Origin of the sequence: Micromonospora halotolerans (genome assembly GCF_032108445.1) — a bacterium.
GTDB lineage: Bacteria > Actinomycetota > Actinomycetes > Mycobacteriales > Micromonosporaceae > Micromonospora > Micromonospora halotolerans.
The window spans coordinates 4,758,736-4,774,015 of sequence record NZ_CP134876.1 but is presented as its reverse complement, the minus strand read 5'-3'; the positions used below and the strand labels follow the sequence as shown (position 1 = coordinate 4,774,015).

Annotated in this window: 13 protein-coding genes; 9 read left to right on the top strand and 4 right to left on the bottom strand. The window is 72.4% G+C overall.

All coding sequences use genetic code 11. The features are described 5' to 3' along the window. The first annotated feature begins 52 nt into the window (after positions 1 to 52). The 3 genes from RMN56_RS22555 to RMN56_RS22545 all read left to right on the top strand — a co-directional run bounded on the left by RMN56_RS22555 (position 53) and on the right by RMN56_RS22545 (position 2,401). Entirely contained in the window at positions 53 to 1,225 is a 1,173-nt protein-coding gene (locus RMN56_RS22555) for a sensor histidine kinase (protein ID WP_313719515.1), read from the top strand. Next, positions 1,216 to 1,860, top strand: coding sequence for a response regulator (locus tag RMN56_RS22550; RefSeq protein ID WP_313719514.1), 645 nt, complete (start codon positions 1,216 to 1,218; stop codon positions 1,858 to 1,860). The genes RMN56_RS22555 and RMN56_RS22550 overlap by 10 nt, the downstream gene beginning before the upstream one ends. 88 nt (positions 1,861 to 1,948) lie before the next feature. Then, positions 1,949 to 2,401, top strand: coding sequence for a YbhB/YbcL family Raf kinase inhibitor-like protein (locus RMN56_RS22545; protein WP_313719513.1), 453 nt, complete (start codon positions 1,949 to 1,951; stop codon positions 2,399 to 2,401). A 34-nt stretch (positions 2,402 to 2,435) separates the two neighbouring features. On the opposite strand, the gene RMN56_RS22540 is transcribed toward RMN56_RS22545, so the two are convergent. Beyond that, the gene (locus RMN56_RS22540; RefSeq protein WP_313719512.1) at positions 2,436 to 3,272 is read right to left on the bottom strand and encodes a phosphatase PAP2 family protein; all 837 of its coding nucleotides are present in this window, start codon (positions 3,270 to 3,272) and stop codon (positions 2,436 to 2,438) included. A gap of 327 nt (positions 3,273 to 3,599) precedes the next feature. On the opposite strand from RMN56_RS22540, the gene RMN56_RS22535 reads away from it, so the two are divergent. The 5 genes from RMN56_RS22535 to RMN56_RS22515 all read left to right on the top strand — a co-directional run bounded on the left by RMN56_RS22535 (position 3,600) and on the right by RMN56_RS22515 (position 6,592). Next, on the top strand, positions 3,600 to 4,007 hold the full coding sequence (locus RMN56_RS22535; protein WP_313719511.1) for an Imm32 family immunity protein: 408 nt from the start codon (positions 3,600 to 3,602) through the stop codon (positions 4,005 to 4,007). 259 nt (positions 4,008 to 4,266) lie between these two features. Beyond that, a complete protein-coding gene (locus RMN56_RS22530; protein ID WP_313719510.1) occupies positions 4,267 to 4,629 on the top strand; it encodes an ArsR/SmtB family transcription factor in 363 nt (120 codons plus the stop codon). Continuing rightward, positions 4,626 to 5,108 carry an SRPBCC family protein gene (locus RMN56_RS22525; RefSeq protein ID WP_313719509.1) on the top strand — a complete coding sequence of 161 codons (483 nt, stop codon included), beginning with the start codon at positions 4,626 to 4,628 and terminating at the stop codon, positions 5,106 to 5,108. The genes RMN56_RS22530 and RMN56_RS22525 overlap by 4 nt, the downstream gene beginning before the upstream one ends. Next, positions 5,095 to 5,664 carry a TIGR03086 family metal-binding protein gene (locus tag RMN56_RS22520; protein WP_313719508.1) on the top strand — a complete coding sequence of 190 codons (570 nt, stop codon included), beginning with the start codon at positions 5,095 to 5,097 and terminating at the stop codon, positions 5,662 to 5,664. The genes RMN56_RS22525 and RMN56_RS22520 overlap by 14 nt, the downstream gene beginning before the upstream one ends. Before the next feature lie 244 nt (positions 5,665 to 5,908). Further along, positions 5,909 to 6,592: a DUF3159 domain-containing protein gene (locus RMN56_RS22515; RefSeq protein WP_313719507.1), complete on the top strand. Its 684-nt coding sequence runs from the start codon at positions 5,909 to 5,911 to the stop codon at positions 6,590 to 6,592. 288 nt (positions 6,593 to 6,880) lie between these two features. Here the strand turns inward: RMN56_RS22515 and RMN56_RS22510 are convergent, their stop codons facing one another. Further along, on the bottom strand, positions 6,881 to 9,778 hold the full coding sequence (locus tag RMN56_RS22510) for a glycoside hydrolase family 48 protein (RefSeq protein WP_313724834.1): 2,898 nt from the start codon (positions 9,776 to 9,778) through the stop codon (positions 6,881 to 6,883). Positions 9,779 to 10,634: 856 nt separating this feature from the next. Between RMN56_RS22510 and RMN56_RS22505 the strand changes: the two genes are divergently transcribed. Beyond that, entirely contained in the window at positions 10,635 to 12,128 is a 1,494-nt protein-coding gene (locus RMN56_RS22505) for a GH1 family beta-glucosidase (RefSeq protein WP_313719506.1), read from the top strand. Between the two features lie 51 nt (positions 12,129 to 12,179). On the opposite strand, the gene RMN56_RS22500 is transcribed toward RMN56_RS22505, so the two are convergent. Both RMN56_RS22500 and RMN56_RS22495 read right to left on the bottom strand, forming a co-directional pair. Further along, positions 12,180 to 12,602 carry a roadblock/LC7 domain-containing protein gene (locus RMN56_RS22500; RefSeq protein ID WP_091259471.1) on the bottom strand — a complete coding sequence of 141 codons (423 nt, stop codon included), beginning with the start codon at positions 12,600 to 12,602 and terminating at the stop codon, positions 12,180 to 12,182. Then, positions 12,599 to 15,220 carry a sensor histidine kinase gene (locus tag RMN56_RS22495; RefSeq protein WP_313719505.1) on the bottom strand — a complete coding sequence of 874 codons (2,622 nt, stop codon included), beginning with the start codon at positions 15,218 to 15,220 and terminating at the stop codon, positions 12,599 to 12,601. The genes RMN56_RS22500 and RMN56_RS22495 overlap by 4 nt, the downstream gene beginning before the upstream one ends. Positions 15,221 to 15,280: the final 60 nt, after the last annotated feature.

Sequence of the window (15,280 nt, the reverse complement as noted above, 5' to 3'; positions counted from 1 at the left end):
GCCGCGGTCGACCGGACGACCGGAACGTCAGGAGCTGGGGAGGGACGGCCTGGTGGCAGAGCGCGCGGGGCACGGTCGGTCGTGGGTCGACGCCGCGGTCCGGTGGAGCCGGCCCCTGGCGGGCGTGGCGCTCGGCGTCCTCACCGCCGCGGCCGAGGTGCTGTTCCTGCTCCTCGCCGGGCTCGCCGTGGCCGCGGTCGCACCGGTCCCGGCGGCCCGGCGCCGCCTCGGCGCCGCCACCCTCCGGTACGCCCGGCGCGTCGCCGAGTGGGAGCGGCGCCGCCTCGCGATCGTCGCCGCCGAACCGTCCCCGCCACCGGTGCGGGTGAGCGGACCGCGCGTGCTCGGCTATCTCGCCGCCCGTCTCCTGCCGGCGGCGCTCGGGCTGCTCACCGGCGGCCTGCTCGCGGTCGGCGTGGTACTCGCCGGCATCGTGGTGCGCTCCTTCCTCGCGGGCACCCTCACCGCAGTCGACCTCCTGCTCCAGGCGTTCATCGGTGCCGCCCTGCTGCTGCTGAACCTGCAGGCGACGGTAAGCGTGGCGATGCTGGACCGGTGGTTGGCGCGCCGGCTGCTGGAATCCACCAGCCGCGAGGCGCTGCGGCTGCGGATCAGTGAGCTGACCGTCAGCCGGGCCGGCGTGCTGGCCGCGGTCGACGTCGAACGCCAGCGCATCGAGCGCGATCTCCACGACGGGTTGCAGCAACGCCTCGTCGCACTCGGCATGCTGCTCGGGCGGGCGCGCCGCAGCCGCGACCCCGACCGGGCGCGCGAGCTCCTCGTGCAGGCCCACGAGGACACCCAACGCGCCATCGACGAGCTGCGGGACGTGGCCTGGCGGGTCTACCCCTCGGCGCTCGACCACACCACCCTGGACGAGGTGCTGGGCATGGTGGCGCAACGGTCGGCGATCCCCGTCCGGATCAGCTACGACGTGCCCGTCCGGCCGGCCCGGCCGATCGAGACCGTGCTCTACTTCGTGGCCTGCGAGGCGATCACCAACAGCACCAAACACGCGGGAGCTACCCTGATCACCATCGAGATCGGAACACGGGACGCGGGAATCGAGATGCGGGTGCGCGACGACGGCGTCGGGGGCGCCGACCCGCACGGCAGCGGCCTTCAGGGGCTGGCCCGCCGGGTCACCGCGCTGGACGGGCGGTTCGACCTGCACAGCCCACCCGGCGGTCCCACCACGATCCGGGTCGAGGTGCCATGCGCGTAGTGCTGGCCGAGGACTCCACCCTGCTCCGCGAGGGCCTGATCCGCCTCCTCGCCGACGAGGGACACCAGGTGGTCGCCGCCACCGCGGACGCCGAGCAGCTCGTCATCGCCGTCGAGCAGCACCGTCCCGACGTCGTCGTCACCGACGTCCGGATGCCGCCCACCAACACCGACGACGGGCTTCGGGCGGCGCTGGAGATCCGCCGCCGCTGGCCGGACATCGCCGTGCTGGTCCTCTCCCAGTACGTCGAGCGGCGCTACGCCGCAAAGCTCCTTGCCGACCGGTCCGAAGGCGTCGGCTACGTCCTGAAGGACCGCGTCGCCCAGGTCGAGGACTTCCTCGACGCGCTCGACCGCGTCGCGGCCGGCTCCACCGCGCTCGACCCCGAGGTGGTCCGGCAACTCATGTCCGCGACCAGCCACACCGACCCGCTCGGCCGCCTCACCCCGCGGGAACGGGACGTGCTGCACCACATGGCGCAGGGGCACACCAACGCCGCCATCGCCGCACGGCTGCACGTCTCGCAGAGCGCGATCGAGAAGCACGTCAACACCATCTTCGACAAGCTCGACCTCACCCACACCACCGGCTACAGCCGCCGGATCCTCGCGATCCTGCGGTACCTCGGCACCTAGCCGGCCGACCTGATCCCGGGCCGCGGGCGCGCCGTTTCGTCGCCCACCCGCCGGGTACGCGCCGGTCGACGAGGAGAGGGGGCGCCGAATGGCCGGCATCATGCTGCGCAGCACCGCGTTCAACGACCACGACCTGCTGCCGGGGCGGTTCGCCAAGGACGGCGAGAACCTGTCACCGCCGTTGCAGTGGTCGGACGTGCCGGACTCCACGGAGGAGCTGGTCCTGCTCGTCGAGGACCCGGACGCGGGCAAGGAGCCGTTCCTGCACTGGCTGGTCACCGGGATCTCCCCGCAGACCGGCGAGGTGCCCGAGGGCGGGGTGCCGCCGGGCGGCCAGGAGTGGCCGAACAGCTTCGGCGAAACCGGCTGGAGCGGGCCGCTGCCGCCGCGCGGCGACGAGGCCCACCGCTACTTCTTCCGCCTCTATGCCCTGAACCGTCCGCTGGAGCTGTCCGGCGCGCCGCAGGCCGCGGACGTGCACCGCGCGCTCAAGGGCCGGGAGATCGCCAGCGGCAACACCGTCGGCACCTACTACCGCTGACCCGCTCCGGGGACCGGCCGGCGACCCCGGCCGGTCAGCCCTTCCAGCGGGGCACCAGGCGGTGCACCACCGCCAGGACCAGCGCGGCCACCACGGCGACCGTGCCGACGATGCCGGCCGCGCTGCCCGCGTACCCGATGAAGAGCGCGCGGCGGGCGAGCTCCTCGACGGAGGTGGTGGAGCGGTCGACCAGCCAGGACAGGGCGAGCGCCGAGACGACCAGGGCGAGGGCGCCGGCGAGGCCGAGCACGACGGCGGCGACCCGGTGTGCGTCGGCCGGGGACACCACGGCCTGTTCCCGCTGGAAGAACAGGAGCACGAGGCCGGCGACCGCGGCCCAGGCGCCCACGACGAGGAACGCGGCGACGGCGTCGCTGGGTCGGTGCCAGCCGGCCGAGAGGGTGGCCACGCCGGCGGCGGCCGCGTAGCCGGCGCCGAGGAACGCGCCGGCCACCCGCAGCTTCGGCGGCAGCACCAGGACCAGCGCGACCGCCACGGACGCGGCCACGGCCGTGTGTCCGCTGGGCAGGCTGTTGCCGGCCGCGGCCCGTTCCGGGTCGATGCCGAAGTCGGGCCGGTCCAGGTAGCGCTTGAGCAGCTGGGTGCTGACGTTGGCGCCGGCGATGAGCAGGGTGGCGGTGACGGCGAGCGCCTTGCGGCCGCGGATCAGCGCGATGAAGCCGATCATGGCGGTGGCGGCCAGCAGGGACACCACCGACATGGCGTTGAGGATCCGGTCCACCGGCCCGTCGATGCGGTCCTGGCCGATCCGGTTACCGGTCAGCGCGACGGTGTCGATCCACTGGCCCAGCTCGGTGTGCACGGCGAAGCGCCACACCACCAGGAACGCGGCCGTCTGGGCCAGGGCCATTACGACCAACCAGACTGCCGTCCAACCCCTCGCCGTCTCACGCACCCGGACAACGTAACGGTCGGCCGGGTCCGGCGCTCGTCGGAGCCCCGTGGCTGTCGCGTAGGTTGAGGCCGCGACGTGCGGTCCACTTGATCCGTTACGCACTGGCTTCACTGGAAGGGACAGTTCGCCGACTCTCCGGGCTCGGCTGTCACAGTGCGTAACCGGGGTGCCGCCGATCGCTGGGGCATGCGACTCTCGATGCCGGTCAGACGCGCGGTCAGCGGCAGATCCGGAAGCGGTGCCGGCGACGTGAGGGGCCGGAAGGTGCGGGACAATGGGCCGATGGACGATCACCAGCGCTGCCGTCTTTCTGTCGACGACGGCGAGTTGGAGCTTGCCGGGCCGCCAGCTGCCCTCCGCGGCCTCGGCCGGCTGCTACGCCAACATCCTGAGCCCTTTGAGGTGGCGATCACCGGCGGGGTTGTCAGTCAAGAGGCGACTGCCGGCCCGCTGCTCGTCCGTATGCAAGACGGGACAACCCTGCACTTCTCCGGTGGTCGCGAGTATCTCGACATCATTTGGGATGCGCTCGACGGCGTGGCTGAGCAAGCCGAGACCGCCGATGACCGGACAGTCAACCGGCATCAGCACATCGAGTACCTTCCTGGGGACCACTACCGGTCGCCGGATTCAGTCCCATTGGTCATCGTGGCCGACTGGCCAGACGCGCCGCAGCAGCTAACGTACTGATCTCGGCATGAGTGCGCACCTGATCTTGGTCCGAAGGATCAGCGGCTGGGGCTTCGACGAGCGCCAGCGAAGAGCCGGCAGCTCCGCCCGGTCCGGCCCGATGGACTTTGTCTGATCGACCCAGCCCCGCCGCCCGGGGTCGCTCGGATCGAGGTCTGGCAAGTGGGCTCGTCTGCGGTTTCAACTTGTCGGTTGACATCGGTCGGTCACCGAGTAGGTTGGCTTTCAACTAAAGGGTTGAAAGTTGGGAGAGGTGCCGATGGCAGCAGACACGCTGTCGCGGGTCTTCGCGGCACTCGCGGATCCGACCAGGCGCGACATGGTGGCTCGGCTCGCGGCGGGCGACGCGACCGTGAACCAGCTCGCCGAGCCTTACCCGATGACGCTCCAAGCGGTCTACAAGCACCTCAAGGTACTAGAGGAGGCCGGGGTGGTGAGCCGGCCGGCGGGGCCGCAGCCTTGGCCGGTACGGCTGGAAGCGGAGGTCTTCGACCTGATGGACAAGTGGATCGAGCGCTACCGGCGCCAGACCGAGGAGCGGTACCGCCATCTCGACGCCGTACTGGCGCAGATGAACCACGACACGACGATCGACCAGGCCGAGAAGGGGAGCACGGCATGAGCACCATCGCCGAGACCACGATCGAGGCCGACCCGAAGGTGCCGATCATCCGGATGCGCAGGGAGTTCAACGCCACGCCCGAACAACTGTTCCGGGCGCACACCGATCCGCGCCTGTTCGCGCAGTGGGCCGGTCCCAACGGAATGCACACCCGCATCGAGGAGTGGGACGCGCGCTCAGGCGGCAGCTGGCGCTACGTGTCCACACGAGACGGGCAGCAGTACGCGTTTCGCGGCTGCTTCCACGACGTGCGGCCGGACCGGATCGTCCAGACGTTCACCTTCGAAGGGCAACCCGACGGCGTGGCGCTGGTGACGCTATGGTTCGAGAACCTGGACGACGGGCGGATGCTTCTGCGCACACAATCCCTTGTGGACAGTTTTGAGGACCGAGACGCATGGCTCGCCAGCGGCATGGAGGTCGGGCTCAACGAGGGCTACGCCAAGCTCGAGGAGATGCTCGCCGATGGCACTGTCTAACCTTCCCGCCGAGCGGCACCGACAGGTCAGCCGCGGCTTCACCGACCGGGTCCGGGGCACCCGGTCGTGGGACGCGCCCGCGCCCGTCGCCGGGTGGACCGCCCGCGACGTTGTACGCCACCTGACCGAATGGTTACCGCCGTTCTTGGCCACCGGCTCCGGTATCCGACTCCCAGCCGGGCCATCGGTCGACGACGACCCGGCCGCCGCATGGCAGACCCACTGCGACGCGGTGCAATCCCTGCTCGATGACCCGACCACGGCCGGCCGCCTTCTGTCGAATCCGCATACCGGCGAACTGCCGCTGGACCGCGCGATCGACCAGTTCTACACAGCCGACGTGTTCATGCACACCTGGGACCTGGCCCGGGCCACAGGCCAGGACGACCGCCTCGACCAGGACTTCTGTGCGCAACTGTTGGCCGGGATGGAGACGATGGAGGAGATCATCCGCTCGTCCGGGGAATACGGCCCCCGCGTGCCGGTGAAGGAACACGCCGACCCGCAAACCAGAATGCTGGGCTTCATCGGCCGCGATCCGGAGTGGACTGCCTGACATGTGGAGCCCGGTCGGACGCGCCGACCGGGCTCCAGGAACAGCCGGCCCAAATTCCGGATGCCAGGCCGAAGCTTCCGCTCATCGGCAGAAGCGGATGGCTGGCACACCAGCCGTCGTGGGCAGTCGGCGTGACGGTCCGTATCCGGCATGCTCAAGGCTCGTGTAACCCCTCAACTGACGTCGCCGTGTAACGCATCAAGCGGAGCACGACAGTTGAGGGCGCGACGGGAGGAGGTGGCGCGTGACCAGCACGCCGGAGCAGGGGCGGCCGTCCGGGGAGCCGCCGGAGTCGCTGGCCGATCTGCTGGGCGGCCGGCGCGGTGCCGTGGACGCCACGGTGCCGCCGGTGGCGTTCGCGATCGGCTGGCTGGCCGCCGGGCTGTGGGGCGGGGTGGTCGCCGCGGTGCTCGCCGGTACGGCGGTGGCGGGCTGGCGGTGGCGGCGCGGGGACCGGCCGCGGTCGGTGCTGATCGGGCTGCTCGCCGTCTGCGTCGCCGCGCTGGTCGCGCTGCGGACCGGGCGGGCCACCGACTTCTTCCTGCTGCAGCTGGTCTCCAACGCGGCGAGCGCGCTGGCCTGGATGGTCAGCATCGTGGTGCGCTGGCCGCTGCTCGGTGTGCTGGTCGGCGTGGCGCTGGGCCAGCGCGGCCGGTGGCGACGCGACCCGGCGCTGCTGCGGGCGTACGGGCGGGGCAGCTGGGTCTGGGCCGCCACCTATCTGCTGCGGCTGGCGGTGTTCGTGCCGCTGTGGCTCGGCGGGCAGGTGGTCGCGCTGGTGGTGGCACGGGTGGCGCTGACCTGGCCGCTGGTCGCGGCGGCGCTGGCGGTGAGCTGGCTGGTGATCCGGCGGTCGCTCCCGGCGGATCATCCGGGCCTCCGGCACCCGGTCACGCCGTCCGATGCGGACGCCGCCGCGGCGAATTAAAAGAGAGGCCGCCACGGGGGGAGCGGCCTCTCCGGTGAATTACGTTACTCCGTCCACGCCTGCGGCGTGATCCCGTGGAGCGCCGATTTTCCCGGGCTTTTTCGCGGCAAGTTCGTCTCCGGGCGGTTCGGTGGGCCGGTCCGTCCGCTGCGTCGGCCGGACGGCCGGCCCACCCGGCCTGACCGTGGGAGTCAGGCCGCCCGCCGACCGGGCCGCTCCGTTCCCCCTTCGGCCCGGGTCGACCCCCTGCGCGGGCGGGCGGCGCCCGTCCGCGCAGGGGTGGTCACCTCACCCCGCCGGGAAGTAGGTGCCGTAGTCGGCGTACGCCATGGCGACGTCCGCCTGGGCCCAGAACCGGTGGTAGTTGAAGACCGGCTCCGCGCCGCCGTTGAGGTACGCCTGCACCTTCGGCCAGTCCGGGTCGTTCTTGTAGAACGAGCGGATGTCCAGGAAGCTCTTGCCGGCGGCGATGGCGTCGCCGTTGGGCATCTTCCCGGTCCAGCCGGAGGGGATGTAGAGGCCCTGACCGTCGGCCGCGTTGTAGACGTCGTCGAAGCGCTTGTAGTCGCCGCGCTTCTCCGGCATCGAGACGCCCTTGGTGTCGGCGGCGGCCGACAGCGCGTCCAGCAGGCCCTTGGCGGTGGTCTTGGCCGCGGCGTTGCCGGACTTGGCCGCGTACGCGATGAGGGTACGGGCGTAGGCGGCGGCGACGCCGACGTCCTGGCCCTTCACCGTCACCTCGACGTGCAGGTTGGTGTTCGGCTGCGGGCTCGCCGGGTTCCAGTCGGTGGGCTGGCCGGTCCACTTCATGTCCGAGGGGATCGACCAGTTGGTGCCCAGCGTGGTGTTGGCGATGGCCCACGGCACCCACTTGTCCAGCAGCGCCTTGGCCTTGGCGTTGCCGGTCTGCAGGTACAGCTCGGCGATGCGCTGCATCGACCAGGCCTGCATGCCGAACCACTGGTTCGACGGCGGGTCGTTGTAGACCGGGTCGACGTCGTAGTACATGCCGTAGAAGGTGGCGGTGCCGGCCGGCGGCTGGGCGTAGCTGCCGTCCCAGCTGTTGGTGGCGCCGCCGGCGATGCCGCCCTCGGCGGACTGCAGCCAGGTGTAGAACTCCAGCTGCCGGTCGAGGCTCTTCTGCCAGTCGGAGACCGCGGTCGGCGACTTCGGCTTGAGTTCGGCGACGTTGGTCAGCGCCCACGCCGCGAACGGGTTCTGGTAGCCGAAGTGGTTGTGGCTGGAGCCGATCCGCCACGACCAGTTCTGCGACGTGTCGTACGCGCCGCCCCAGGCGTAGTACCAGGAGAGCAGGTAGTGCGCCGAGTCACGGCCGCTGCCGGCCGGGCAGGTGGACGCGCCGACGCAGTTGCCGATCTTCTTGAAGTACTTGTCGAACATGGCGTAGCGCAGGTAGTCGCCCATCTTGGCGGCCTTCGCCACGGTGGCCGCGACGTCGGCCTCCTTGCCCTGCGCCTTGGCCCAGGTGAGCGCCCAGTACGCGGCCTGCACGGCGCGCGCGTCGGCGTCCGGGGCGTTGGTGTACTTCCACTGCTTGGCCGGGGCGGCCGACTCCTTGACGAACAGGTCGAGGTAGCCGTACTGGCCGCCGTGCTTGAAGGTGTCGCAGGACGGCTGCGGCACGGTCTCCCAGACGGACTCCTGGGTGCCGCGCTGGAAGGTGTTGATGTAGGCGGGGCGGCTGGTGCCGTCGCCGCAATGGCCGTAGCCGTAGGTGTTGTCGACGTCCAGCAGCCAGTGCATGCCGTAGATGTCGCCGGTGCCGTAGGTGGTCTGGAGTTCCGAGCGGAGCGGGTCCTGGCCGACCGGGACGTTGGGCTCCAGAGCCGACGGGTACTGGCTGGGCAGGTTGTGCTCGGCGGCGTACTGGGGGGTGCCCGGGGCGCCGGCGGTGGGCTGGTCGGCGTGCGACGGGATGATGTACTTCTCCATCACGGTCCACGCGTTGTTGAACGGGGCCCAGTTCTGGGTGACCCGGCCGTACTGCGCCTCCAGCCAGAGCCAGAAGCTGAACGCCTCCGAGGTGGTCTCGTGGCCGTGGTCGGGCGCCTCGACGATGAGCGTCTCGACGGAGTGGTACGGCACGCCCTCGGGGCTGAAGTAGCCCGAGTTCTTGATCTTGCCGTACTGGTCGAGGAACTTCTTGAGGTACGTGTTGTCCCCGCCGGGGGTGTCGTTGTCGACCTCGGTGGCGGTGACGGCGACGGGTGCGAAGCCGGTGGCCGAGGCTGTGATCGTGGCGGTGCCGCCGGCGGTGTCGGCGTCCTCCGCGGCCGCGACCGTGGCGGTGACCCCGGTGTTCCAGTTGCTCGGGGTCAGGGCCAGCGTCGTGGGTGACACGGTCACGTCGCTGTCGCCGGTGACGGCGAGGGTCACCGGGACGTTGGCCGTCGGCGCGGCGCTGAGGGTGAACTTCACCGGTGCGGTGCCGCCCTCGCTGACGCTCACGGCCGACGGGGTGGCCACGAGCACCGGGCCGGTGGCGGGGTTGACCGTGAAGGACTTCTCGGCCACGGCGGTGGCGTTGGCGTTGTCGTACGCCTTGGCCTGCACCGTGTAGCTGCCGGCCGGCAGGTCCTCCAGGGTGTACCCGTACGGCGCGGTGGTGTCGGTGTTGACCAGCAGGCCGTTGCGGTAGAACTCGACCTTGGCGATCGTGCCGTCCGGGTCGGCGGCGGTGGCGGTCAGGGGCACGTCGGCCGGCGCCTCGAAGGGGCCGCTCGGCAGGCCCAGCGAGACGGTCGGCGACTGGTTGGTGGGCGCGCCGTTGCAGGCGACCCCGTTGAGGGTGAAGGCGGTGGGCTTCGGGTTGCTGCCGGTGTGCGCGCCGTTGAAGCCGATGGTGGTGGATGCGCCGGTGGGCAGGCTGCCGTTCCACGACTCGTTGGTCGCGGTCACCTCGCTGCCGGACTGGCTCCACCTGGCCGACCAGCCCTGGGTCAGCTTCTGGCCGCTGTTCGGGAAGGCGAACTTGAGCGTCCAGTTGTTCAGGCCGTCGCCCAGGTTCTTGATGGTGACGCTGGCCGTGAAGCCGTTGTTCCAGTCACTGGTCACATAGGTCACGTCGCAGGCCGGGGCGGCCTGCGCGGTGCCCGCCGGCAGGGCCACCCCGCCGATGGCGAGGGCGGTGGCGGCGACCATCGCCGTCCGGCGACGTCTGGCCATGAGTCTCATGTGCGCGGTGTCTCCTCGGACCGGGCCGGGACACGGGGCCCCGGCGGGGCGCCTCCACGCGTCGACGTGGCGTACGCGGGGGGACGGAGGCGCCCGGAAAGGTGGTCGACCCGGCCGTGCCGGGGATTCGGACGCCGCACCGGTGGTGAACCGGGTGCCCTCGGCGGCCCGCACTCACGAGCTGGCTCCACGTGGTGGTGGAAGTGTGCCATGGAAGCGCTCCCACCACAACGGGCAGGGCAGACACCCACGTCGATGTTTCGATCTCGTTTTGGGGCTTTCACAAAGCCGTGACGGGCGTTACAGTCGCAAGCATCGCCGATGGGAGCGCTTCCATCGACGGAGATACAAGTAAGAGATCGCCGGGGACCCGGAGTGCCCGGCGCGCCAGCCCCCACGGCTGACGGCGGGCCAGCCCGGACGCCGCCGTCAGCCATCACCCACCGACATGGAGGGAGGTGGAACCAGAGCCACTCGCGTGGCCCGGCTCCCGCGCGACACGCACGACCGGACGCCAATTCCACTCGTGCGTGTGTGCATCACAGGTGGGGACGGGGGTTGCCCTCCCCCGTCCCCACACTAAACCCCCGTTGTCGACGGGAAAAGAGGCCGACGGGACAGGCGCGACGCGCCGCCCGGACGGCCTTCTTCGCTATCCGCCCCCGCCCCATCGCCGCTCGCCCCTCCGCCGCCCGAGCGACACCCCACCCCTGCACACCTCCGGCCGCCCGCCGGCCGGCCGCGCCTCTGCCGCGGTCCGCCCTCGGGACGCCGCCGGCAGCCCCTGGCCTATGCTGGGAGCGCTCCCGGCCTCTCAGGGCGGCCAGTCACTTCGAGGAGAACCCCCATGTCGCTACTCACCAGACGGCGCCTGCTCCGCCGTGCCGCCCTCTCCGCGACCGCCGTCGGCGCGACCCGGACCGGGCTGGCCGGCGCCGCCGCCGCGGGCGCCGCCGCGTCCGCGACCGCCGTCGCCGGCTGCGACGGCACGCCCGATCCCGACGGCGACGCGGACCCCGACGGCGGGCTGCGCTTCCCGCCCGGCTTCGGCTGGGGCGCGGCCACCTCGGCGTACCAGATCGAGGGGGCCGCCAAGGAGGACGGGCGCGGCGAATCCGTCTGGGACACCTTCAGCCACACCCCGGGCCGCACCCGCAACGGCGACACCGGCGACGTCGCGGCCGACCACTACCACCGGTACGCCCAGGACCTCGACCTGATGCGCGACCTCGGGCTGCGCAGCTACCGGTTCTCCATCTCCTGGCCCCGGATCCAGGCCGACGGGTCCGGGCGGCCCAACCAGCGCGGCCTGGACTTCTACCGGCGGCTCGTGGACGGGCTGCACGAGCGGGGCATCGCGCCGATGGCCACCCTGTTCCACTGGGACCTCCCCCAGGCCCTTCAGGACGCCGGCGGCTGGGAGAACCGGGACACCGCCGAGCGCTTCGCCGACTACGCCGACGCGGTGTTCCGCGCGCTCGGCGACCGGGTGCCGGTCTGGCTGACCATCAACGAGCCGAAGACCGTGGTGCAGAACGGCTACCTCTGGGGGCACCACGCGCCCGGCCTGCGGGACCCGGCAGCGGCGTACCTGGTGGCCCACCACCTCCAGCTGGGCCACGGTCTCGCCGTCCGCGCCCTGCGCGCCACCGGCGCGCAGGGGCGGATCGGTCCGGCGCTCAACCTGCACCCCTGCTACCCCGCCGACGAGACCGCCGAGGCGGCAGCCGCGACCCGGCTCTACGACGGCTACGAGAACCGGCTCTACCTCGACTCGATCTTCAAGGGCACCTACCCGGAGGACGTGCTGGCCGACCTCGGCGCGGACAGCCGGATGGTCCGCGGCGTGCGCGACGGCGACCTGAAGATCATTTCCAGCCCGGTCGACCTGCTGGCCGTGCAGTACTACACGCCGATCTACGTCACCGGCCAGGGCGACACGGTCCGCCGGTGGCCGACGTCGGAGGCGGAGTGGCAGCAGATCTACCCCGAGGGGATGTACGACATCCTGACCCGGGTCACCCGCGACTACGGCCGGGTGCCGATCACCATCACCGAGAACGGCCTGCCCTGCCCGGACACCCTCGCCGCGGACGGCACCGTCGACGACACCGCCCGGATCGACTTCCTCCGCGACCACTTCGCGGCCGCCCACCGCGCGATCCGCGACGGGGTGCCGCTGGAGAGCTACCACGTCTGGTCGCTGCTGGACAACTTCGAGTGGAACGAGGGGTACGAGCAGCGCTGGGGCCTGGTCTACGTCGACTACCCGACCCAGCGCCGGGTGTTCAAGCGCAGCGCCCACTGGTACCGCGACGTGATCCGCCGCAACGGGCTGTAGGCGGGGCGGCCCGGCCGGCGCGACACCGGCCGGGCCCGCACCCGTCCCGGCTCAGCGGGGCAGGGCCTGCTGGAGTTCCGCCCGCAGCGCCGGGGTGAGCATCTCGCCGGCCTGCTTGGCCAGCCGCGCCATCTCGTAGCCGACCACGCCGATGTCGGCGTCGGCCCCGGCCAGCGTGGCCAGGATCGAGCCGTCCCGGATCTGCATGACCAGGAAGTAGCCCCGGCCCATCTCGACCACGGTCTGCTTCACGACGTCGCCGTCGAACATCTGGGCCGCGCCGGCGGTGATGCTCATCAGGCCCGAGGTCACCGCCGCGAGCTTGTCCGCATGGTCGCGGGGCAGGTGCGCGGAGATCGCCACGAGCAGCCCGTCGGTGGAGACCACCACCGCGTGCGCCACCCCCGGCACCCGCTCCGCGAACGCGTTCACCAGCCAGCTCAGGTCCCGTGCCTCCTGGCTCAACGTCGTCACTGTCGAACTCCCCCTTCATCGCGCGGCAGGTACATCTCGGTGGTCTCCTCCGCCTCCGCCCGGCGCACCCCGCTGTAGTAGCGCGAGAGCATGCCGCCGACCGCGTCCGGGTCCGGCTCCGCACGCCCGGAACGGTTCGCGGCGGCGGGCTGGGCGACCGCGGAGAGCTGGGCCATCGGTACGCGTACCGGCAGGCCCCGCTCGTTGGTGCCTCCGGTGACCGGCGTCGCGGCGGGCGGCGGTGTCACACCGAGCACCGCGGCCGTCGGGCCCTGGCGGCTGAACCAGCCACCGCCGGCCGGCGACCCGGCCGCCGGGGCGAGCACGTCCTCGGCCCGGCCCGGCACGGGCCGCGGCGCGGGCACGGGCGCGCCGCGCCCGGCGGCCGGACGGCCCGGCTGCGCCGGCTCCGTGGCGGGCGGCGGCGCGCCGAGCGGAAGCCCGGTCAGCGGCGACACCGGCAGCTCCGCCGGTGGCACCGGCGGGCGGCGTCCCGCCACCGGCAGCTCCGCGGTCGGCGTGCCGAGCCGGGCGGCGCCGGGCGCCAGGCGGGACGCGGCGGCCACCTGACTGGTCAGCATCCGTGGCGCGGCCGGCTGGTCCAGCCCCGGCGCGGGCGCCGCGGCCAGCAGCTCGGCCGGGATCCGGACCCGGGCGACCAGACCGTCCTGACCGCCCCGCAGCCGCACCCGCACGCCGTGCCGGGCACCCAGGTGGCTCACCACGAACAGGCCCATCCGCTCGGAGGCGGCCACGTCGGCCGCCGGCGGCTCGGCCAGGACCGCGTTCGCCTCGGCCAGCGCGGCCGGGCTCATCCCGAGGCCCTGGTCGACGATCTCCACGAACGCGCCCGGGCCGTCCGCACCGGCGACGACCCGCACCACGGTGTCCGGCCGGGAGAAGGAGGTGGCGTTCTCCAGCAGCTCGGCGAAAAGGTGCACGAGGTCGCCGACCGCGTGCCCGACGACGTGCAGGTCGGAGCGGGAGTCGTGGCGCACCCGCTGGTACTGCTCGATCTCGGCGCTGGCCGCGAGCAGCACCGCGCCGAGGCCGACCGGCCGGTTCCACCGCCGGCTGGACTCGGTGCCGGCGAGCACCAGCAGGCTCTCGTCGTTGCGGCGCATCCGGGCGGCGAGGTGGTCGAGTTTGAACAGGTTCTCCAGCTGGTCCGGGTCGCTCTCCTCGCGTTCCAGCTCGTCGAGGAGTTCGAGCTGCCGCTCGACCAGCACCTGGCTGCGCCGGGCCAGGTTCACGAACATGGCGTTGACGTTGCGCCGCATCATCGCCTGCTCGACCGCGACGTCGACGGCGCTGCGGTGCACCGCCACGAACGCCTCGGCCAGCTCGCCGATCTCGTCCTGCGAGTCGACCACCGCCGGCGGCACGTCGATGGCGGCCACCGGGCGGTCGACGGCCCGCAGCCGGTCCAGGGTGTGCGGCAGCTCCACCTGGGCGATACGCAGCGCCTGGCCGCGCAGCTGCCGCATCGAGCGGGCCACCGACCGGCCGACCAGCAACGAGATCAGCACGGCCACCAGGAGCACGCCGACGATGCCGCCGACCACCAGCAGGGTGTCCCGCAGCTGCCGGGCGCTCGCGTCGTCGGCCTGGCGTACGGCGTCGTCGAGGACGCCGGCCTCCAGCTGCCGGAGCAGCTCCTGCCGCTGCTCGCTGGCCGCCCACCACTGGGTCGCCGGCAGCACCGCCGGTTCGGCGGCCCCGCTGGGCAGGGTCTGCTCCTCCAGCCGGGCGGCCGAGACGAACGCCGCGTCCACCGACGTCTCGTCGTAGCGGCGGACCTGGTCGGCGGTCGCGGCGACCCGGAACGCGCCCAGCGCGGTGAGCTGCTGGGCGCGCAGGTCGGTCAGCGAGACCTGGTCGTCCACCTCGTAACGGCCGGCGCGGGCGGCGGCGTACAGCTCGGCCCGGATCCGCGAGGACAGCTCCTTGACCCGGGAGAGCTGCACGTACCGCAGCACGGCGTTGGTCAGCGCCCGCTGGTCGTCGCCGGGCGACGGCTCGGCCAGGAGGTTGAGCAGGGCGGCGATGGCCCGGTGGTAGTTGCTCAGCACGGTGTCGCTGGACAGCACCGCGGGCGGCACGGCGGCGCGGATGTAGACGACCTGGTCGTAGGCCTCCAGCACCTCGGAGTAGGCCACCCGCCAGGCGGCGTCGGCGTCGGCGAGGGGCTCGGCCGCGGCGCGCAGGTCGGCCATCGCCCGGTCGGAGCCGTCCTGGAGCGGCTTGAGCGCGGCGACCGCCGCGTCCCGGTCGGCGCTGCCGCCGGCCCTGCGCAGCGCGGCCAACTCTCCGGCGGAGCGGTCCCGCTCCTGCTGGAGCCGGTCCACCACGGTGGTGATCTGCCGGCCGATGCCGACCTGCTGGGCGAAGTCGCTCAGCGCGGTGGTCTGCCCGACCAGTCCTTGTGTCTGCACACCGGCGAGCACCAGGAACGCCACCGAGGGCAGCACCAGCACGGTGGCGAGCTTCGTGCCCATCCGCCAGTCCCGCAACCGGAAGCGCGAGCGCCGCCGCCGGTGCGGCGCCACCCGGTCGTCGGACGGGCTCCGGCGCGGCTGCGGCACCGCGGCGCGAGCCGGGTCGGGACCTGCGCCCACGCTCTCCTCCTCGGGTCCCCCTCGGCTCCACCGGGACGGGGAGCGGAATCCCATCCAACC

Bases quoted from the DNA above. Each gene is read 5' to 3' on its own strand.
- RMN56_RS22510 (WP_313724834.1), bottom strand. From the start codon at position 9,778: ATGGCCAGACGTCGCCGGACGGCGATGGTCGCCGCCACCGCCCTCGCC.
- RMN56_RS22540 (WP_313719512.1), bottom strand. From the start codon at position 3,272: ATGGCCCTGGCCCAGACGGCCGCGTTCCTGGTGGTGTGGCGCTTCGCC.
- RMN56_RS22550 (WP_313719514.1), top strand. From the start codon at position 1,216: ATGCGCGTAGTGCTGGCCGAGGACTCCACCCTGCTCCGCGAGGGCCTG.
- RMN56_RS22535 (WP_313719511.1), top strand. From the start codon at position 3,600: ATGGACGATCACCAGCGCTGCCGTCTTTCTGTCGACGACGGCGAGTTG.
- RMN56_RS22545 (WP_313719513.1), top strand. From the start codon at position 1,949: ATGGCCGGCATCATGCTGCGCAGCACCGCGTTCAACGACCACGACCTG.
- RMN56_RS22530 (WP_313719510.1), top strand. From the start codon at position 4,267: ATGGCAGCAGACACGCTGTCGCGGGTCTTCGCGGCACTCGCGGATCCG.
- RMN56_RS22505 (WP_313719506.1), top strand. From the start codon at position 10,635: ATGTCGCTACTCACCAGACGGCGCCTGCTCCGCCGTGCCGCCCTCTCC.
- RMN56_RS22520 (WP_313719508.1), top strand. From the start codon at position 5,095: ATGGCACTGTCTAACCTTCCCGCCGAGCGGCACCGACAGGTCAGCCGC.
- RMN56_RS22525 (WP_313719509.1), top strand. From the start codon at position 4,626: ATGAGCACCATCGCCGAGACCACGATCGAGGCCGACCCGAAGGTGCCG.